At 57.7% G+C, this 20,927-nt stretch carries 15 protein-coding genes; 3 read left to right on the top strand and 12 right to left on the bottom strand.

The genetic code is table 11. From position 1 onward, the window contains the following. Position 1: 1 nt before the first annotated feature. The 3 genes from trpA to QRN85_RS19065 are packed head-to-tail and all read left to right on the top strand — an operon-like array spanning position 2 to position 3,153. Positions 2-841 carry a tryptophan synthase subunit alpha gene (trpA, locus tag QRN85_RS19075; RefSeq protein ID WP_113219006.1) on the top strand — a complete coding sequence of 280 codons (840 nt, stop codon included), beginning with the start codon at positions 2-4 and terminating at the stop codon, positions 839-841. A gap of 37 nt (positions 842-878) precedes the next feature. Further along, entirely contained in the window at positions 879-1,772 is an 894-nt protein-coding gene (gene accD / locus QRN85_RS19070) for an acetyl-CoA carboxylase, carboxyltransferase subunit beta (protein WP_112964372.1), read from the top strand. Positions 1,773-1,809: 37 nt separating this feature from the next. Beyond that, positions 1,810-3,153 (top strand): bifunctional folylpolyglutamate synthase/dihydrofolate synthase, encoded by a 1,344-nt coding sequence (locus tag QRN85_RS19065; RefSeq protein WP_284759911.1) that lies wholly within the window; start codon positions 1,810-1,812, stop codon positions 3,151-3,153. 91 nt (positions 3,154-3,244) lie between these two features. Here QRN85_RS19065 and trxA read toward each other — a convergent pair whose 3' ends face one another. The 12 genes from trxA to chvI form a co-directional block, all read right to left on the bottom strand. Next, positions 3,245-3,565, bottom strand: coding sequence for a thioredoxin (gene trxA / locus QRN85_RS19060; protein WP_062453095.1), 321 nt, complete (start codon positions 3,563-3,565; stop codon positions 3,245-3,247). Between the two features lie 91 nt (positions 3,566-3,656). Then, positions 3,657-7,214, bottom strand: a complete 3,558-nt coding sequence (gene addA, locus QRN85_RS19055) for a double-strand break repair helicase AddA (RefSeq protein WP_284759766.1) — start codon at positions 7,212-7,214, stop codon at positions 3,657-3,659. Beyond that, on the bottom strand, positions 7,204-10,380 hold the full coding sequence (gene addB, locus QRN85_RS19050; protein ID WP_284759765.1) for a double-strand break repair protein AddB: 3,177 nt from the start codon (positions 10,378-10,380) through the stop codon (positions 7,204-7,206). Before addB ends, addA begins: the two co-directional genes overlap by 11 nt. A gap of 9 nt (positions 10,381-10,389) precedes the next feature. Next, complete coding sequence (locus QRN85_RS19045; protein WP_284759764.1) at positions 10,390-11,121, bottom strand: nucleotidyltransferase family protein; 732 nt, start codon at positions 11,119-11,121, stop codon at positions 10,390-10,392. A gap of 16 nt (positions 11,122-11,137) precedes the next feature. Continuing rightward, positions 11,138-12,646 carry a tRNA (adenosine(37)-N6)-threonylcarbamoyltransferase complex ATPase subunit type 1 TsaE gene (tsaE, locus tag QRN85_RS19040; RefSeq protein ID WP_284759763.1) on the bottom strand — a complete coding sequence of 503 codons (1,509 nt, stop codon included), beginning with the start codon at positions 12,644-12,646 and terminating at the stop codon, positions 11,138-11,140. Next, complete coding sequence (locus QRN85_RS19035; protein WP_244475503.1) at positions 12,643-15,081, bottom strand: sensor histidine kinase; 2,439 nt, start codon at positions 15,079-15,081, stop codon at positions 12,643-12,645. The genes tsaE and QRN85_RS19035 overlap by 4 nt, the downstream gene beginning before the upstream one ends. Positions 15,082-15,432: 351 nt before the next feature. Beyond that, positions 15,433-16,833 carry an adenosylhomocysteinase gene (gene ahcY, locus QRN85_RS19030; protein WP_062589281.1) on the bottom strand — a complete coding sequence of 467 codons (1,401 nt, stop codon included), beginning with the start codon at positions 16,831-16,833 and terminating at the stop codon, positions 15,433-15,435. A 129-nt stretch (positions 16,834-16,962) separates the two neighbouring features. After that, positions 16,963-17,238, bottom strand: coding sequence for an HPr family phosphocarrier protein (locus tag QRN85_RS19025; RefSeq protein WP_062589282.1), 276 nt, complete (start codon positions 17,236-17,238; stop codon positions 16,963-16,965). Between the two features lie 14 nt (positions 17,239-17,252). Beyond that, entirely contained in the window at positions 17,253-17,654 is a 402-nt protein-coding gene (locus QRN85_RS19020) for a PTS sugar transporter subunit IIA (protein ID WP_062589283.1), read from the bottom strand. 125 nt (positions 17,655-17,779) lie between these two features. Continuing rightward, a complete protein-coding gene (locus QRN85_RS19015; RefSeq protein ID WP_062589284.1) occupies positions 17,780-18,244 on the bottom strand; it encodes an HPr kinase/phosphorylase in 465 nt (154 codons plus the stop codon). After that, positions 18,234-20,033: a sensor histidine kinase gene (locus tag QRN85_RS19010; RefSeq protein WP_502870803.1), complete on the bottom strand. Its 1,800-nt coding sequence runs from the start codon at positions 20,031-20,033 to the stop codon at positions 18,234-18,236. Before QRN85_RS19010 ends, QRN85_RS19015 begins: the two co-directional genes overlap by 11 nt. A 48-nt stretch (positions 20,034-20,081) precedes the next feature. Next, a complete protein-coding gene (gene chvI, locus QRN85_RS19005; RefSeq protein ID WP_103587306.1) occupies positions 20,082-20,807 on the bottom strand; it encodes a two-component system response regulator ChvI in 726 nt (241 codons plus the stop codon). Positions 20,808-20,927: the final 120 nt, after the last annotated feature.

Here is a 20,927-nt window from a genome sequence, read left to right as displayed (position 1 = left end):
CATGACTGCACGTATGGACAAGCGCTTTGCTGATCTGCGCGCTGAAAACCGCCCGGCGCTCATTACTTACTTCATGGGTGGGGATCCGGATTTCGATACCTCGCTCGGCATCATGAAATCGCTGCCGGAAGCTGGTGCCGATGTCATTGAGCTTGGAATGCCGTTTTCTGACCCGATGGCAGACGGCCCTGCGATCCAGCTGGCTGCGCAGCGCGCTCTCAAGGGCGGGCAGACGCTGAGGACCACGCTGTCGCTTTCACGCGAGTTCCGCAAGCAGGACGACAACACGCCGATCGTGCTGATGGGCTATTACAACCCGATCTATATCTATGGCGTTGAGAAGTTTCTGGACGATGCGCTGGAAGCAGGCATAGATGGCCTGATCGTTGTCGATCTTCCTCCGGAAATGGACGACGAGCTTTGCGTACCTGCGCTCGCCCGCGGTATCAATTTCATTCGTCTCGCGACCCCGACGACCGATGACAAGCGCCTTCCTGCGGTTCTCAAGAACACGTCGGGCTTCGTCTATTATGTGTCCATGAACGGGATCACGGGTTCTGCACTGCCGGACCCATCGACGATCTCGGGCGCTGTCGAGCGGATCAAATCGCACACGGCGCTTCCGGTATGCGTCGGATTTGGCGTCAAGACGGCAGACCATGCTAAGGCGATTGGCGCAGTTGCAGATGGCGTTGTCGTCGGCTCTGCCATCGTCAATCAGATCGCCGGAAGTTTGACCAAGGATGGCAAGGCCACCAATGACACCGTGCCCTCAGTGACGACACTGGTAAAGGGGCTTTCAACAGGCGTGCGTGTATCACGCCTTGCAGCTGCCGAGTAAGTTTTCGGTTCAGCGCAGATAGGCAGGAGTATTAGACTTGAACTGGATCACCAACTACGTACGCCCTCGGATCAACTCCATGCTGGGCCGTCGCGAAACGCCTGAAAACCTCTGGATCAAGTGCCCGGAAACTGGCGAGATGGTCTTTCACAAGGACCTGGAAGAAAACAAGTGGGTCATTCCGGCGTCTGGCTTCCACATGAAGATGCCAGCCAAGGCACGTCTTGAAGATCTTTTTGACGGCGGTGAATACGAAGCCCTTGCCCAGCCGAAGGTGGCGCAGGATCCGCTGAAGTTTCGCGATTCGAAAAAATATTCCGACCGTCTGCGCGACAGCCGCACCAAGACGGAGCAGGAAGATACGATCCTTGCCGGCGTCGGCAAGCTCAAGGGCTTGAAGATCGTCGCTATCGTGCACGAATTCCAGTTCATGGGCGGCTCGCTCGGCATTGCGGCCGGTGAGGCAATCGTCAAGGCGTTTGAGCGCGCCATTTCCGAGCGCTGCCCGGTTGTGATGTTCCCGGCATCGGGCGGTGCCCGTATGCAGGAGGGCATCCTTTCATTGATGCAGTTGCCGCGCACCACCGTTGCGGTCAACATGCTCAAGGAAGCGGGCCAGCCCTATATCGTCGTTCTCACCAACCCGACAACGGGCGGCGTTACCGCGTCCTATGCCATGCTGGGTGATGTGCACATTGCAGAACCCGGTGCCGAAATCTGCTTCGCCGGTAAGCGCGTTATCGAGCAGACAATCCGCGAAAAGCTGCCGGAAGGCTTTCAGACGTCTGAATACCTTTTGGATCACGGTATGGTCGACATGGTCGTGGACCGGCGCGAGATTCCCGATACGCTGGCAAGCCTTCTTAAAATCCTGACCAAGTCTAATGTTCAGGCAACGGCGGACGTGGTGCCTTTGGCAGCTTCTGCCTGATAAGTCTGAATTGGCTCCGGAGGAGCAGATGACGGATATGACGACGCCCGCCTATAGCGAGGCAGAACGGATCATAGAGCGGCTCCTGGGGCTCCATCCCAAGGGCTTCGATCTGTCTCTCGACAGGATCACCCGTCTGCTCGACAGGCTCGGCAATCCGCACAAGCGGTTGCCGCCCGTCATCCATGTTGCCGGAACCAATGGCAAAGGATCGGTCACCGCGTTCTGCCGTGCTTTGCTGGAAGCTGCAGGGCTTGCCGTTCACGTTCATACCTCGCCCCATCTCGTCAATTGGCATGAACGCTACCGCCTCGGTTTGCGCGGTGAAAGAGGCCGCTATGTCGAAGACGCGGTTCTGGCGGAGGCGCTGGAGCGCGTGGCAGCCGCCAATGACGGGGAGATGATAACCGTCTTTGAGATACTGACGGCTGTAACCTTTGTCCTGTTTGCAGAACAACCGGCTGATGTTGCCATTATCGAGGTCGGCCTTGGTGGCCGTTTCGATGCCACCAACGTCATTGCCAATCCGGCGGTTTCGGTTGTCATGCCGATCTCGCTGGATCACCAGGCCTATCTCGGCGATAGTGTCGAACTGATTGCTGCCGAGAAGGCGGGGATCATGAAAGCCGGATCGCCTGTTGTGATCGGTCACCAGGAATATGATGCGGCATTGGAAGTTCTGGTAGCGACCGCGGAGCGTCTTAAATGCCCGACTGCGGTTTATGGGCAGGACTTTTCGGCGCATGAAGAATTTGGACGGCTGGTCTATCAGGACGAATTCAGTCTCGTCGATGCGCCATTGCCCAGACTTCCCGGCCGTCATCAGCTGGCCAATGCGGCAGCGGCTATCCGCGCCGTCAAGGCAGCGGGATTCGAAGTGACCGATCGCATGATTGAAACGGCCATGGCGTCCGTTGAATGGCCAGGTCGGCTGCAGCGGATCACGTCAGGCCGGTTGGTCGACATGGCACCGCTTGGCTCCGAAATCTGGATCGATGGCGGTCACAATCCCGGTGCCGGCGAGGTGATTGCTGAAGCAATGGCGGGATTTGAAGAAAAACAGGCGCGCCCACTTTTTCTGATTGCCGGTATGATCAATACCAAGGATCAGGTCGGGTATTTCAAGGCCTTCGCCGATATCGCACTTTATGTGTTTACGGTTCCCATCAAAGGGACTGATGCGGCTATCGACCCGGTTGTGCTTGCGCACGCCGTGTTTGATGCTGGACTGGTGGCAGCGCCAACATCCTCGATAGAGGAAGCGCTGGAAGAGCTGACGAAACGTCTGGCTCCGGGTAAACAGCCACCGCGTATTCTGATTGGTGGCTCGCTCTATCTTGCAGGCAATGCCCTGGCATTGAACGGCACAGCGCCGACCTGACCGTCGAGTCAGCCTTTGAGGCGAAACGTGGCCCATAAAAAAGCAAAAGCCCGGCAATGCCGGGCTTCATTGTTATCATGCCTTCAAGACATCAGGCAGCGCTGGAAATCCAGGCGGAAAGGGCGGTCTTCGGAGCAGCACCTACCTTGATGTCAGCAACTTCGCCGCCCTTGAACATTGCAAGGGTAGGGATGGAGCGTACGCCAAACTGTGCGGCCAGTTCCGGGTTTTCGTCGATGTTGAGCTTGACGACCTTGACCTTGCCAGCGAGCTCGGTGGAGATTTCTTCAAGGCTTGGCGCAATCATTTTGCACGGGCCGCACCATTCTGCCCAGAAATCGACGACGACGGGTTCTGCGGAATCAAGAACTTCAGACTGGAAATTGGACGTATCGACTTTCACGGTAGCCATGGATGGCTCTCCTTTCAGTGTCATTGAGGTCGGATGACCTGTGTTGGCAAGAATGTGATGCGCTTCGTGGGCGATTTCAATGCCCGGTATCTCACTTTGTCTCGATTGCGGCAAGGGCGGCCGACAGTGCTTCATCGCTCAAGGTCAAGAAGGACGCATTTTCCGTGTAGACGAGAGCGCACGTAAACGACTTGCCGGGGTAGAGAGGTTGCAAAATGCTTTTATAGATCGCCAGCTGGGCAATATGCGCCGGTGACACCTGATCTTCCCTGACGGGTGGAACGCGGTTCGTCTTATAGTCGATCAATATGACCCTGTCGCCCTCGACGGCGAGCCGGTCGATCCGGCCTGAAACGGCATAGTCTTTCCTGCCCAGTCGCAACGTGCCCATGATCGAGATTTCAGCGCGGCTATTTTCGGAAAATGCTGGCTGAAGATCCGGTGCCGACAGCACGGCAAGTGTCGACTGGACCAGCTTTTCACGCTCGTTTTTCGGCCAGAATCGCGCAGCGCGCTCTGCATAGCGCAACGCAGCTGCTGGTCTCTCCTCCGGGGGATAGTCCGGCAAGGTCTGCAGCATGCGGTGGATCAGTCGGCCGCGTTGCAAAGCAAGACCGGATGAGACTTCCTGCTTCGTAAAAAGCGGGGATTTGACGATCAGATCCTCCGCTCCGTCATCGATGATCGTGCCGGCACCGGAAGGGCTCAAGGGCCGCGGGAGCGGCGGCGGTGGCGGCAAGGGCGTTGTAAGCGACGACGGCAGCGCCTCGCGAGACGGTGGGGATAGGGGTTCGATTATCCCTGCTGACCTGACGGCACGTGTCGTGGATTGCCACAGCAAACCATCCCATTCCTCGCCACCCGCTGAAAATTGGTGAGCCTGACAGCGTTCTTCATCGGCAGCCAGCGATCTTGCGATCATCGCATGCCAGCAGTCCGGGTTTTCACGCGGACCGCGATATCCGCAAACGATCAGATGATCGGCAGCGCGCGTCATGGCTACATAGAGCAGACGGCGATATTCCTGCTCGGCGGAAAGCTTCAGCCGCTCCTCGTCCTTTGAGACCAGAGCATTATCGAAGCCCTTGCCCGGCAACCAGACTGGCAGCGAGGCGTCGCTGTTTTCAATGAAGCGGAGTTTCGGCAGATGGCTATGGATGAAGGCCTTGGAGCCTCCATCCACCAGAAAGACGACAGGGGCTTCCAGGCCCTTGGAGGCGTGAACCGTCATGATCCTGACTTCGCCACGTTCCTTGTCCTGCTCACGTTTGATTTCCGGAGCGTCACTTTCCATGACTGAGATGAAAGACTGCAGCCCCGGCAGGCCCGCTTTTTCATGGTCGAGTGCGAAAGACAGAAATTCATCCAGAACGTCACTGGCTTCATTGCCCAGCCGTCCCAGAAACTTCGCCCGCCCCTCATGGAGGGTCAGAACCGCTGCAAAAAAATCATGAATCGTCAGCGTCGTGGAAAGCGCAATAAAGTGCGTCAGCCGCGCAACCGAGTGCGAGAACGGACCGCTTGGCTGCTCTTGCGACAGTGCCTGCAAATGCTGCCAGACGCTGATGTCCGGCGGGCGCTTTGCCGCGACCTCAAAAATATCCTCTTCGGAATGATTGAAGAGCGGGCTTTTCAGAAGTGCGCAAAGCGACAGGTCGTCTTGCGGCAACAGCACGAAGCGGCCGAGCGCCAGCAGGTCCTGGATTGCAATGTGATCTGTCAGGCGCAAGCGGTCGGCACCGGCAACCGGGATGTTCTTTCGTTGTTTCAGCTCCCTGGTCAGGGCGTTGACGAAGGCGTGCCGCTTTCGAACGAGAACCAGAATATCGCCTGCCTCGACGGGTCGTTCGATACCCTTCTCAATCACGGTTTCCCGGCCAATCATGTCTGCGATGCGAGATGCAATTCGTCGCGCCACAACAGCAGGCGGTGCAGTTTCACGCAGGGCATCGAAGGGCGCTGTCCAGTCCTCGTCGTCCTCCGTTGGTTCAGCTGCAACCATGTTCCACAGTTCCACCGTGCCAGCCTGGCCCTGGCGGTTCGAACGATGTTCGACGGGTTCGCGCTCGGCACTCAGGCCCTCGGCATGTTCAGGCAGCGAGAAGACCTGATCGACAGCCGCCAGAACATCCGCCGTGGAACGAAATGAAAGAGGAAGGCGAACGGAATGGAATGTTTGTTCCACAGCCTTGACGCGGCGCTGTGTTTCCCGGCTTTCCTGCGAGAATCGCTCGGGCCGAGCCCCCTGAAACGAGTAGATCGACTGTTTTTCGTCGCCTACCGCAAACAGCGTTCGGCGGCCTTCGCGTGCGGTTTCTCCATGGAAGAAATCTGCCGCAAGAGACTGGATGATGGACCATTGCACGGGGCTGGTATCCTGCGCCTCGTCCACCAGAATGTGATCTATGCCCTGATCGAGCTTGTAATGCACCCAGGCGCCCGCCGTGTCGCGGTTCAGCAGTGTCGCTGCTCTTTCGATCAGATCCTCGAAATCCAGCTGGCTGCGTTGCTTCTTCAGATCCTCGAAGTCACCGATCAGCCGTTCCGCCAAGGTGAGCGCATGTTTCGTGGCTTCCAGCATCCGAATGGTGCGGTACCGATCCCGGCAGGCCACCACATGGGCGCGGGCCACAATAAGGTCATCCAGCAGGGCAGGGGCCGATTTCTGCATGGCTTTGTTGATGACATAGGCATCCGACTTGGCAGCCCCCTGAGAGGTCAGGAGGGCGGCTTCAATGAACTCGACACGCTTGAAAACATCCGTCGCTCTTGCGGCCTCGCGCAGCGCATAGGCGACATCGATCACGCGTGATCCACCGATTTCGTCTGCCGATGTCAGATAGGTTTCCAGTGACAGTCCGGAAAGGCCGGGGAGGGGCCAATAGGACGATGCCGCGGTCTCCTCGGTCTCGTCGCTGCCGACACCGGCCTTCTGGCGCAGCATGGCATCGATGCCGCCGGATTGCCGGGCCTGATCGAGAAAAGCCCTGATCGGGTTACGGTTGGCAACGATGGAGGAAAGCAAGGACTCAAGACCGCTCTCGTCGGCGATGTCGAGAACATAGGCCAGAGCCTGCGCGATCGGTTTGTCGTTCTCCGTCGATACGGCAGTCAGCAGGGCACGACGTGCTTCCGCCAGCAGCGTACTGGCCGCGCGGTCGTCCAGAACGGAGAAATGGCCCGCAACATTTGCTTCCAGCGGGAATTGGTGAAGAAGCGCTTCGCAAAAGGCGTGGATGGTCTGGATTTTCAGTCCACCCGGCGTTTCCAGCGCCTTGGCAAACAGTCGTCTGGCTTCTTTCAGCTTGATCTGATCGGGAGCACGTCCTTCGATCGCGGCGATCCTGTTACTCAGCTCGGCGTTCGATAATGTCGCCCAGTCCGCCAGACGGTCAAAGACACGGCTCGACATTTCCGAAGCCGCCGCCTTTGTATAGGTCAGACACAGGATGGCAGAGGGTCTGCACCCGGCCAGAAGAAGGCGGATCACTCTCTGTGTCAGGACATGCGTTTTGCCGGAACCTGCATTCGCAGACACCCACGCCGAGCTAGCGGGGTCTGAAGCGCGGGTCTGTTGTGCACTTGTCCAGTCGATCCAGCTGGCCGGATCATCACGTTCCGGGCCGTGATCTAGAATCTCATTCCGCATCGCCATCTCCCGGTTCAGCCGTCGACCATTCGGAAACCCGGGCAAGATGGTCGTATTCACCGCCATAAGCCTGCTGTTCCTCCGGGATCAGCCGGGACACGAAGCCGTTCCTGCCTTCCCGCAAGGATTTGACGAAATTTGCCAGCTGCTCGATTGAATCGGTGCCGAGTTCAACAGCGGATTTCGGTGTCGTTTTGGCCGTCGCCTTCGCATGTTCGTTGTTGACCGTATCCGTTCCAAAACGTTCCCCCGGACGCAGACGGACATAGATCAGGTCTTCCGGTATTGCCGAACCGGTATCGCGGAATGCACCACGCATCAGGGCCGCGGCCTCCAGAGCCAATTGTGGGTCAAGCAGTGAACGTGCCTGTTTGACCGATGGCGACAGCCCCGTCTTGTAGTCGATGATGTCGACTTTCCCTGAGGTCTTGATGTCGATACGGTCCGCAACGCCCGTCAGGCGAATACCCGCTTCCGGTATTTCCTGACCGGCCCGTGCCTCGATAAGGCTTCGTTTCACGATCGCGCGGCGGTCTTTCTCCCATTTCAGAAATTCCCTGGCGACCGCGAGAAAGCGTGGCCTCCAGATGACATCGATGTGTGGCGGCAAATTCTCGTCGTCAAAACAGCTGTGCAGCACGCGCAACATCGCTTCTTCAGCAGCGGGTGTACCGGGTAAGTGCCCCTCTCGGGAATAGGTTTCCATGATGCGGTGATAGAGGGTGCCACGGTCAGAAGCGCCGGGATCCCGGTTGAATTCGTCCAGCGGATCAAGCTTGAGAATGCGACGCGCATATATCGAATAGGGATCCCGTCGCAGCCTGCCGACCTCGCTGAAGGAATATGATTTTGGTTGTAGCTCTGCTGGCGGGGTGGGTGCAGGACGCTTCGCAGGCTGTTGGCTTTCACCTTCGTCCAGCATGTTGGCCCAGTGACGGTAAGCGTTGCCGCGCTCTTTCAGCTTTTGCGTAAATGCATCGCCGCCAAGCGCAAGCAGCCTCTGAAGCCAGCGAGATGCGACGGCCGGGGTAGAGCCCTGTCGCAACGCTCGGCTATAGAAAATCTCGCGCGTCCCATTTGCCATCTCAAAATCGTGGGCGAGCTGACCGATCCGCCGTTCGGGCGGTTCAAGCCCGATTGCCGTCTTCATGTTGCGGGAAAGAAACGGGTTGTTTGCCGTCTGTGCGGGCCAGATGCCTTCGTTCAACCCGCCGATGATCAGCGTATCGACGCTTTGGAGACGAGCTTCGAGGGCACCGAAGATAAACACTCTCGGGTGACGCATTGCCCGCGGTTTGATGGATTCACCCGCCACCAGTGCCGTCATGATGTCTATCCATTGAGGCCCGTCGGCCTCCAGAACGCTGCCGCATTCCATCAACTCGGCAAGCAGGCTGGAGAGCTTTTCACCCGCTTCACCGGACCAAAGCGCCGCCAGATCTCCTGCCTCATCGATTGCGATGGCTTCGAGGATGCGGCCCGTGCGCTCGGCCCAATCTGCCAGCGTCAGGCGCGCCGTCAGACGGCCACCAAAGGGTGTCTTTCGGATAAAGGCTGAGTCCAATGGCTCGATTGCAGTCTTGAGGCGAGCCGCAAGCGTGGCGGCGAGGTCTTCGCTGCCTTCCGGCAGAGATTGGCGCCATTGAGGCGGGTGCCGGTCGAGCTTGTGTAGGTTCAACTGCTGCTCAAGCAATGCATCAAGCGTATCGAGTGTCGTTTCTGTCTTCCCGCCACGAAGAGCCAGCAACTCCAGAGCTGCGACTGCCGACTTCACCTGCGCATTTTCGAAACCGAAACGTGACAGCGGGTGCTTGAGAAGAGACATGGCCGCGACGGGATCGCCGGGACGCAGGATCGCTTCCAGGGCAAGCTGCAGCAGGCCTGCCTGTGGCGTGGCCGATAGCGGCGTACCGGCGGAATCATCTGCCTCGATGCCAAAGCGGGCAAGCTCGGTCGCCACCCTTCGCGCCAGCCCACGATCCGGCGTGATGAGCGCCGCCTGAGACTGGCCAGTGCTTGCAGGCTTTTCTAGTGCGAGCCGGAGCGCAATTGCAATGGCTGTCGCCTCTTCCCGCTCATTGGCGGCTTCAATGATGGCGGCAGCGGCGAATGCAGTGTCGAAGAACGTGTCGTCCTTGTCGGTACGCCACTCGTTCCATTCGCTGGTGGCTTTGGCAGGTGCCATGGCGGTGGAAAAAATCGCCGCCCGGTTTTTCAGGTCGCGATCCACGCGTCCGATCTGCTCGACATCGCTTCTCAACACGCCGAGCTTCTGCAAAAGGACGAAAAGCCCATATTGCGAATGGGTGCGGTTGGAAGGATCATGCGGATGTTCATTGATTGCCAGCCATTGATCCTCGGGCATCTCGACATCCAGCCCCGGCAGAACAATTGTGCCCTGCGGCAGAGATGCGACTGCGGCAATCAGATCCGCTGCCGCCGGAATCGAGCCAGTTGAGCCTGCAACGATGATGGGACCGTCCCAACCGCTTCTTGTCAGGCGTTCGGCCTCTGCGCGCAAAATGGCGTTGCGGTGCCGCCCCGCTGAGGACTTGTTCAGCTCTTCCAGGCGCGCTGGCCAGAAAACGCTGGCGATCTTTAAAAAGTCAGCCGTCAACTGCCACCACTGCGCATGGTCGGCCGTATCGAGTTTGGCGAGCGCGTCCCAATCCCGGTCTTCCGTATCCATGGCATCGATGACTTCACCGAGCGAACGGGCAAGCCAGATCGCATCGGCCGGGCTTGCCGGTGCCACCAGGGGCGAATCGGAATGGACCGCCCGGATCGCATCCGGCAGACTGTTGCGCCATGCGAGGATAAGACGTGCCAACTCAACCAGCCTTGCCGTGCTGGAAATCGGCGGCGCGAGATCGATCGTTGCGGGCGTTTCTATATCGAAAAAGCCACTGTCGTCATCCGTTTCGCCCAGAGGCCTGATAACCGGCAGAATGGCCGACTGCCCTCCAAGGAAGTCCACGAATTCCGAGCGCAGCACGCGGGCTGAACGGCGGGTCGGCACGTAGATGGTGACTTTCGCCAGAGAAAGCGGATCCGAGGCGTCATAGTGAAAATCGGGCGCCAGTCTGCCGTCACATAGGCTTTCCGCAATCGTTTTGAGGAATGGCGTTCCCGGGGCTATGGTTAGTATACGCTTGGCATTCGCCAATGATGTATCTCACTTGTCGGTTGCTACGGCTGCGATGGTTCGTTCCGCATCCTCTATAGCATCCGGTGTGCCAACGGTAATCCATTGACCGTGAAGTGGGAGCCCAAAAAGTCGGTTTTGGGAAATGGCTCGGTCGAAATAAATGTTGAGATTGAAAGCTTCCGCCGGGGCATCCTCAAGAAGCCGGGAATCCATGGCAATAGCGCCCGCATAAACCACAGGACGCGGTTCGCCTTCATTGTATCGTGTCAGTCTGCCGCTGTCGGGGAGGCTGAAATCCTTCTTCCCGTTATGGCCGGTCGTCCTGTCCATATCGACGCAGAGCAAAGCCATGTCCATTTTGGCAGGATCGAAGAAGGCTGACAGCTGTTTCAGGTTGCTTGGTTGTGTCGCCTGCTCGCCAATCCAGAACAGGTCGGCATTCATGACGAGGACGGGGCCGGGTGACAAAAGTTTTAGCCCCTTCGCCAGCCCACCGCCGGAATTCATCAGTTGCTCGCGCTCGTCTGAAATCAGGATTTCGACATCGTGTCGCGCTTCCAGATGAGACACCATCTGGTCTGCATGGTGGTGTACGTTGATAACCACCGTCTCAACGCCCGCCGCGACCAGGAGATCGAGAACGTAGTCGATCATCGCTCGTCCGGCGATTGGAACAAGGGGCTTGGGAATGGTGTCGGTAATCGGTCGCATTCTCGTCCCAAGACCTGCGGCCAGCACCATCGCCTGTTTGATCGTCATTGAGGATACTCCGCGGCTATTGGATGTCGACACCAGCCTGCGCAAGCCATGCTCGCAGAGGGCGGAGATCGGGGTGGGCGAGCGCCGAGCGAAGATAGGAGAGAGTACGCGGCATATGCTTCATGTAGTGAGGCTTGGAGTCGCGCTTCATCAGCCTGACCCAGATGCCAACCAGCTTGCAATTCCGCTGCGCTGCCATGATGGCATAGGCTTTGAGAAAGGCGGTTTCGTCAAAGGTCGGGTTCTTGCGACGAATATCGAGATAATACGACATCAGGCGCGCCTGAAGATCGCTGGACACCGTAACGCGTGCATCCTGAATGATGGATGCCAGATCATAGGCCGTTGGCCCGATCATCGCATCCTGAAAATCGATGATGCCGACCTTGCGGATCCCGGTTTCGTGCTCCTGCCAGATGATGTTTGGAGAATGAAAATCTCGAAGCAGCAGGTTCTTCTCAGTATCCGCAAGCTTTCCGATCAACTCGTCCCAGACCACGAAGAAGCTCTGCCTCTCATCGCTACGCGTTTCATGGCCGCGAACATGCGGCAAGTACCAGTCCAGCAAGAGCGACGTTTCGATTTTCATCGCATCAGCATCAAAGGGCGGGACCTGATACGTAATGCCTTCGTCCACGCGGATTGTGGATGGGGCAGGGGTGTCATGCAATGCCGCCAGACAGGCCACGCTTGAGAAATACCGCTCTTCGATGGGATCGCCATTGTCATCCAGAACGCCGCCGCGCCCCATATCTTCCAGCAGCAGAATTCCGCGCTCAAGATCCTGGTGGATAATCGCAGGCACGGAAAAGCCGTTGCCCGAGAGGAAATGATCGATGGCGACAAAAGGCGTCACGCTTCGGGCCAGATGGACGATCTCGGCATAGGTCTTGCCGTCTTTGATCGCGGGACCGGCTGGCGGCGGTTCCCAGTCCATCAGGAGGCATTGACCGGCAGCGTCCCACACGCGCTCATAGGTACGGTAGGCGGCATCGCCGCTGAAGTATCGGCGCGACACCTTGGCTCTGCCAGCCTCTTGAAGAAAATCCCGGATGGCCAGCACGCGTTCGAACCGCGCTCTTAGCCTGGGCGGCGCATCTATGGTCGCAATCCGCCCTTCGCCCTCGTGTGAAAGCCGCAAGGTGATTGTGCTGTCGGACGGCAATTCGCCGGCTGCCATCTCAGGCCATTCGATAAGGCAGACGGCATCGGAGAGCATTTCATCAAGGCCCAACTCGTCGAGTTCAGAGACATCCGAGAGGCGGTAGAGATCGAGATGGCTAACCGGGAAACGAAGCGCATAGGACTGGACGATGGTGAAGGTGGGGCTGGGAACTTCCAGCTCATCCCCATCGGCAATAGCCCTGATCAGGGCTCGCGCCAGTGTCGACTTTCCGGAACCCAGATCGCCGACGAGTGCCAGGCAGTCCCCCGGCTTGACGGTGAGCGCCAGTTCCTCGCCAAGCCGGATCGTTTCGGCTTCATTGGCAAGAAATATGGAAAAGGGCCACGTCTTCTCGTTCATTCGGCGGCGATGGAGTGCGGACGCTTGCCGGATGGGATGCGGCAGCTGACAACGGTGCCTTCTCCCGGGCGGCTGTCGATTGTGACCTTGCCATGATGGAGGCTGACAAAGCTTTCAACGATGGAAAGGCCCAGACCCGCACCCGTGCGGCGACCACCATTCCCATGTGTGGAAAAGCGGTCGAAAACCGTTTTCAGCATGTCTTCCGGAATTCCCGGGCCCCTGTCGGCAACGGAGAATACGAAATCACCCTCGCTGCGCTGGCAGGTGAGTGTAATGACGGTGCCTTCCGGCGCAAAATTGGCGGCGTTCGTCAGAAGCTTGATAAGAATCTGCTTGAGACGCTGATGATCCGCAACGATCATGCCCAGATGGGCAGGAGCCACAATTTCCAAGGAAACGCCGCTTTCCTGCAGCCTGTCGGTAATCTGGACAGAGACATCGTCCAGCAGGTCGTTGAGGTCGTTTTCGCTGTAGTTGAGATGCATGATGCCCGCATCGACCGTGGCCAGGTCAAGGATATCGTTGACGATTGTCAGCAACACCGAAGACGAGGTGGAGATGTGATCAAGGTATTCCGCCTGACGGTCGTTGAGGTCGCCCATGCCGGGGGTTTTCAACAGATCGGTAAAACCGATGATGTTCGTCAGTGGCGAGCGCAGTTCGTAGGAAACGTGCTGGACGAAATCATTCTTGAGTTCATCCGCCTTGCGAAGCGCCTCGTTCTTCTCTTTCAAGGCGCGTTCGGCTCTGACGCTATCCGTCATGTTGACGAAGGTCAGCATCGTCTGCGAATCCGGCAAAGGAATGATCGCGTAGTCGAGGACGAGGCCGGACAGCAGTTCCAGTGTGCCCTGCTTCGAAAGCCGTTCATCGTCGAAACTGGTAATGAACTTGCTGAAAGCGCGCCAGCCGTCGGGCTTCTCATAGGATTGCGCGCAGGCTTCCTCTATCGATCGGATATGCTTGCCAGCTTCCGCTTGCTCGGCAGTAATCGCCCAGAGTGCACGGAAGGCGGGGTTGGATAGGCGGATACGACCATCTGCGCCAAACACCGCCACGCCTTCGGCAAGGTGGTCGATGGTTTCGCCCTGCACCTTGACCAGCGTGTTGTAGCGCATCTGCAGGTCGACCTGCTCGGTGAGGTTTTCAAACACCCAGGTGGCGCCGCCCTGCGGATGTGCAGTGGCGATGACGCGCAGCGTCTGGCCGTTAGGAAGGTGCCAGAGGTCCGTCTTCGTATCGAGCGAGCGATAGACGGACAGCGCGGTTTCCTTCCAGCTTTTCCAGTTCAACTGTTCAGGCAGCCTGCCGGCGGAACGCAGGCGATCAAGAAGCTCGGAATTGTCCGGTTTGGATTCCAGAAGAACGAGATCGAGACCCCAGAGGCTGACGAAAGCCTGATTATAGAATTGCAGCCGCTGCCGGCCATCGAAGATCGCGACCGGTGTCGCCAGATGATCGAGTGTTTCGGCGTGGCTTTTCAGCGTGCGCTTCAACTCTTCGCGCACCGTCTCTGCTTCCGTCGCATCAATGGCTATGCCTGCAGAACCACCCGGCGTCTTGATATCGACGACATCGAAGAAGGTTCTATTGCCGGACACGACGGTGGAGATACGGTCGTGGTAGGGCGATTCGGGCGTGGCACTTGCGCGGATTTTCTGGCGGGTGACCGTGTTGAGCAGCTCGCGCTGTTCACCGATCGCCTGTTCCGGATCGCGGGCATCGACACCCTGCGCATAGGCATGATTGACCCATGTCAGCGCGCCGTCTGAATTGCGCCGCCAGACAGGCTGCTCGATCGAATCCAGCAGGTCCTGAAAGGTCGAAATGGATGAGACAAGGCGCTCGCGCTCCACCTTCAACTCGGCAAGCTCTGCGCGAACATTGTTGAGAGCGACGAAACGTGTAAAGGCCTTTCCGCCGGACACACGTCCCTCGACCTCGATGACCTCTCCACGCTGCGTTTCAATGGTCAGGTCGAAACTCTGGGCGTGGCTGCGGAGTTTCTCGATGGCTTTCTCGAGAGGTGCTGCAGAAGCCGGTCGCAGCCAGCGACCAAAAGCCAGAAAATCCTGATCTGCATGCGGCACGCCGGTTTCCGGCGGCAGCTGCCCGATGAATTCAGGCTTTTCGCCTGCACTTTCCCAGATAACGATCCGGCGCGACTTGTCGGAAATCAGCGCTTCGTATTTGGAAATCTTGGAGTTGGCTTCCGCAAGCGCCGCGCGATATTCATTCGTTTCGGCTTCGATATTCCCGCGCTGGCGCACAAGCCAGACGATCGAGAAAAGGGTTGCCGAGACAATGCCGATAAACAGCGAATAGGTGATGGTTTCAGACGACGAAAACAGGCGCTCACCCGTTTCGAGAACCACGTTTTGCTGCGCCTGTGCCACGCATGAGAAGAAGCCACTCAGAACAGTGCCTGCCATCAATGCCGAAACGGCTGCAGCCTTCCTGCGCACAAAGCCAAGTGCCCCGCCCACAGCGCTTACCACGCGTCCAGGCGCAGGCGCGAACTCGCCAGCTTGCTCACAGTCGATGTTAACCCGCGGTTGCGAGTTTGATTTTTCTACCGTCATCCCCGGTCTGTCTCCGTCCTATGTGCCGCATCTTCGACAAGACATCCCATTTCCGAGCGCTGGGTCGCACTCGAATCAAGTCTTGAGACATTACCGCCTTCGGAAACCTCCGGGAAGGGAGGGCGCAAAAAGAAATCGCGAACTTTGTCAAGTCCGCGATTTCCATATCTAGTGCTTTAGGTGTGGATATTAACTATAAAATCAATATCTGTAGTGTTCTGCCTTGAACGGACCCTGCTTGGACACGCCGATATAATCTGCCTGAACGTCAGAAAGTTCGGTGAGCTTTACGCCAAGCTTCTCAAGGTGGAGGCGTGCAACCTTCTCGTCCAGGTGCTTTGGCAGCACGTAAACGTCGTTCTTGTACTCGCCCTGCTTCGTAAACAGCTCGATCTGACCCAGAACCTGGTTGGTGAACGAAGCCGACATAACGAAGGATGGGTGGCCGGTTGCGTTGCCGAGGTTCAGCAGACGACCTTCCGACAGAAGGATCATGCGGTTGCCCTTGGCAAACTCGATCATGTCAACCTGTGGCTTGATGTTGGTCCATTTCAGGTTCTTCAGCGCAGCGACCTGAATTTCGTTGTCGAAGTGGCCGATATTGCCGACAATCGCCATGTCCTTCATCTCGCGCATATGCTCGATGCGGATGACGTCCTTGTTGCCGGTCGTGGTGATGAAGATGTCGGCCGAGGACACAACGTCTTCGAGACGGACGACTTCAAAACCGTCCATGGCGGCCTGAAGTGCGCAGATCGGATCGATTTCCGTTACCTTCACGCGAGCGCCGGCGCCCTGCAGAGAAGCGGCGGAGCCCTTACCAACATCGCCATAGCCGCAGACGACGGCGACCTTGCCGGCCATCATGACGTCTGTTGCGCGACGGATGCCATCCACCAGCGATTCCTTGCAGCCATACTTGTTGTCGAACTTCGACTTGGTAACGCTGTCGTTGACGTTGATGGCCGGGAAGGGGAGAAGACCCTTCTTCGAGAGATCATAAAGGCGGTGAACGCCTGTCGTCGTTTCTTCGGTAACGCCCTTGATCGCATCGCGCTGCTTGGTGAACCAGCCGGGCGAAGCGGCAAGGCGCTTCTTGATCTGTGCGACGAGGATTTCTTCCTCTTCCGAGCCTGGGTTGGACAGGACGTCCTCACCGGCTTCGGCACGTGCGCCGAGGAGGATATACATGGTGGCATCGCCACCATCATCGAGGATCATGTTGGAAACGCCGCCATCGGCCCACTGGAAGATCTTGTCGGTGTATTCCCAGTATTCGGTCAGGCTTTCACCCTTCACGGCGAAAACCGGGATGCCCGATGCCGCGATGGCAGCTGCTGCGTGGTCCTGAGTCGAGAAGATGTTGCAGGATGCCCAGCGAATGTCGGCACCAAGTTCCTTCAGCGTTTCAATCAAAACGGCAGTCTGGATGGTCATGTGAAGCGAGCCGGAAATGCGGGCACCCTTCAAAGGCTTGCTCTGGCCGAATTCGGCGCGGCAGGACATCAGGCCCGGCATTTCCGTTTCAGCTATATCGAGTTCCTTGCGGCCATAATCTGCAAGGTTGATGTCGGCGACGATGTAGTCTTTCTCAACGCTCATGGAGGTCTCCTGCTCAAAGATGGCAGGGGCCAGCCGCTGCCTGGAATGATAGGCTGCGGTTTAGCAGGCCTAGCTCATTCTGGCAATAAGCATATAAAGAAGTCTTTATGTCTTTATATGGTTTGGTTATCAAACCTCTTCGCCGAAACGGTCTGCAACCAGAGCTTCAAGGGCGGCCAACGCTTCCTCAGCCTGATTGCCGGACGCTTCGACGAGGACCGTGCAGCCGGGACTTGCCGCCAGCATCATCAACCCCATGATCGATGTGCCACCCACGGTCATGCCGTCCTTGGAAACCGTGATCGCCGCATCGAAGCCATCAACCATCTGCACGAATTTTGCAGATGCGCGCGCATGAAGGCCACGCTTGTTGACGATCAGCAATTCTCGGGAGACAGGCGACATCGATTGGGCTTCTTTTATTTGCCGCTAAGAACGCGGCTGGCGACGTTGATATATTTTCTGCCAGCATCGGAGGCCTCCTGCAAGGCCTTCTCCATGTTATCCTCCATACGGATACCGGCCAGCTTGATGAGCATGGGCAGATTGACGCCTGCAATCACTTCGACGCTGCCGCTGTTCATGACAGAAATGGCGAGATTGGATGGCGTTCCGCCGAACATGTCGGTCAGAATAATGACACCGTTTCCGTCATTGGCGCGCGTTACGGCGTCGAGGATATCCTGCCGCCGCTGATCCATGTCGTCTTCGGGACCAATACAGACTGTCTCGATCAATTTCTGAGGGCCGACCACATGCTCTACAGCGTGACGAAACTCCTCGGCCAGCTTGCCATGAGTGACAAGCACTAGTCCGATCATGAAATGCTCCCTTACACACGCACCTTGATTGCCGACTATCGCAATGCCGCAATCATGTCCATCGGTGGGGCAACATCTTGATGAGGAAAATCCGAAGCGCAAGCCCCAAAATGTGGCATATCCGTTCACATTCCCTTTGTCATGAAAAGATTCTGAGCAAGTGCAGCAAATTTTCCATAGGGCATGATGCTGTCACGAGCAATTCGCAGCAGGGGCAGGTGAGCGCCAGCGGCGATTTCCAGCATCTCATTGTCAGGAGGCAGGCGTGGCGTGTCAGGAGATGCAACGCTCGTGATGGCGTAATGCATCTGCGCCGTTTCAACGCTTCGAAGTTTCACGATGCCGCTGCCGCGAAGCTCAAGAAGGCCCGCAATAGTGGCAGGTCGTCTGGCGATAACTGCACCATCTCTTACGGATATGAAGATTTGATCATCGGCGACAAGGGCGGCATCAAGGCCACAGCGTTCCGCCTCGGTCAGGAAACTGAAGGCGAGCTCGCTTTTACCGCTGCCGGATGGCCCGACGAAAAGAAGGCCGGTCTTGCCGATGACGATGGCGGTGCCATGAAAATTGGTTGGCTCAACGCTCATGCGCGTTCTTCGCTGCGGGAAGCGAAAGGCTGAAGCGAGCGCCGGAAATCACGCCATACTTGTCGATGATATTTTCTGCTTTCAGGCTGCCGCCATGGGCTTCGGCAATCTGACGGCTGATCGAAAGACCAAGGCCGGAATTCTGACCAAAGCCCTCGCTTGCGGGGCGGTCGGTATAGAAACGTTCGAAAATCCGGTCAATATCCTCGGCCTGAATGCCGGGGCCATTGTCTTCGACGCGGATGATGCAGCGATCCTTATGGCGCAGCAGGTGCACGAAAATCCGTCCACCGTCCTGAGACACGAAGGACCGGGCATTTTCGATCAGGTTGGTGACGATCTGCCCGATGCGCAGGTCGTGTCCATTGACGATATAGCTGACCTTGGTCCCGGGCTTGTGATCGACGGCGTAATCGATGGTGACGCTCTTCTTCTTGGTGCTGATCTGCCTGGAAATTTCCACCAGACTGCTCAGCAGCACTTCAAGATCCACAGGCGAGGCGTCCGCCCGCGCGAGCTCGGCATCCAGGCGCGAGGCGTCTGAAATATCGCTGATGAGCCTGTCGAGGCGACGCACGTCGTGGAAAATAATCTCGGTCAACCGCTGTTTCGACTCCTCGGTCTTGGCGCGAGGAAGCGTTTCCACAGCACTGCGCAAGGAGGTCAGAGGGTTCTTCAACTCATGGCTCACATCGGCAGCGAAGCTCTCGATGGCGTCGATACGGTCGTAGAGCGCATTGGTCATTTCCCGCAGGGCGATGGAAAGATTGCCAATTTCGTCCTGACGTGCCGAAAAATCGGGAATTTCCTCGCGCGCCTTTGCGCCACGGCGCACACGGATGGCCGCTGCCGAAAGTCGTCTCAGTGGCGTGGCAATCGTAGACGACAAAAGCAGGGAAAGCACGATGTTGACCAGCGTCGCAATGCCGAACACGCGCATGATTGCCAGACGCTCGGCGTGAACGATCTTGTCGATATCGCCTGCCTGTGTGGACAGCAGCAGGACGCCGAGGACGGCGCGGAAGCGCTGAACGGGAACGGCGACCGAAACGATCAATTCTCCCTTTTCCGTGACGCGCACGACCGCGCCACGCACGCCCGTCAACGCATTCATCACTTCGGGATAGATCGAGCCATCTCCGCCCGGTGTTTCCTTGTAGAGCGGCAAACTGCTGGGTTGAAGCATACGGTTGAAGACGCTGGCGAACCAGTCACCCCAGGTCTGGGTCTCCGGCGTTACAGGTGGCAGGTCGTACCGCAAAACCTGACCACGCGAGTAGAGGTGGCGCGAATCCAGCAGAATATTGGCGTCCGCGTCGAACAGTCTTGCGCGTGTTCGTGTCGGAGAAATCAGCCGTCTCAGCACCGGAGCCACACGCTCAGGATTGATCGGAAAGCTGAGATCCTCATCATTGGGAACGGGCGTGATGCTTTGACCCGCCTGCAATTCCAGCAGTTTCTCGGGATTGATAGTGATGGAATTGGTATCGACCGACGCCGAAGCTGAAACTGCGCCGGCGATGATTTCGCCCTGCGTCAGAAGGCTTTCGACGCGGGCGTCGATCAACCCCTCACGAAACTGGTTGAGGTAGAGAATGCCGCCAACCAGAACGACCGTCGCGGCGACGTTGAAGAAGAGGATACGACGGGTAAGGCTGGAGAACACAGCATTGCCGAAGATACGCCGGACAATCGTCAACGGATGAATGCGATACCGCCGACCGCCATCACGGTCGTCGGCATCGGTTTGATCCGATACGCTGTCCTGCGCCTTGTTCAGCAACGTCATTCCTCAGCGCCGCTCCAATCGCGGCGTCATTGTCTCTTCAGCCGTGTCTCAGGCTGCTTCGCGGAAGCGATATCCTACGCCGTAAAGCGTTTCAATCATATCGAAGTCGTTGTCGACCAATTTGAACTTCTTGCGAAGCCGCTTGATATGGCTGTCGATCGTACGATCATCGACATAGACCTGTTCGTCATAGGCGGCATCCATGAGGGCATCGCGGCTTTTGACGACGCCGGGGCGCTGCGCCAGCGAATGCAGGATGAGGAACTCTGTGACAGTCAGGGTCACGGGTTCTCCCTTCCAGGTGCAGGTGTGGCGTTCCTGATCCATGGCAAGCTGGCCGCGCTCAAGGGTGCGAGCCTGCTGGTCCGCGGTAGGCTTGAGGGGGCTTGCGCCCGGCACCGCTGCATCACGGCTGCTTGCCCGACGCAGAATCGCCTTCACACGTTCAACGAGAAGTCTTTGCGAGAAAGGTTTGGTGATGAAATCGTCGGCGCCCATCTTCAGGCCGAACAATTCGTCGATCTCCTCGTCCTTGGACGTCAGGAAGATCACCGGCAAATCCGACTTCTGCCGGAGGCGGCGCAGCAGTTCCATCCCATCCATACGCGGCATCTTGATATCGAAGATTGCCAGTTGCGGAGGGCGCGCGACGAGCCCGTCAAGAGCGGAAGCCCCGTCCGTATACGTTTCGACCTTATAGCCTTCTGCTTCCAGGGCGATCGAGACCGAAGTCAGAATATTCCGGTCGTCGTCCACAAGCGCAATCGTTTGCATAATATTGGTCTCCATCGTCATTCATCAATACTCCCGACATCATCCCAGCCAAGGTTGCGCGCCGTGAGCCTTTGTCTTGAGTATAAAGGTGGAACAAATTGTGGCAAAGGAAAATACCAC

Source organism: Agrobacterium sp. fls2-241-TYG-188a (assembly GCF_030209845.1).
The sequence above is the reverse complement of the archived record's forward strand: the minus strand, read 5'-3'. Positions and strand labels throughout refer to the sequence as shown.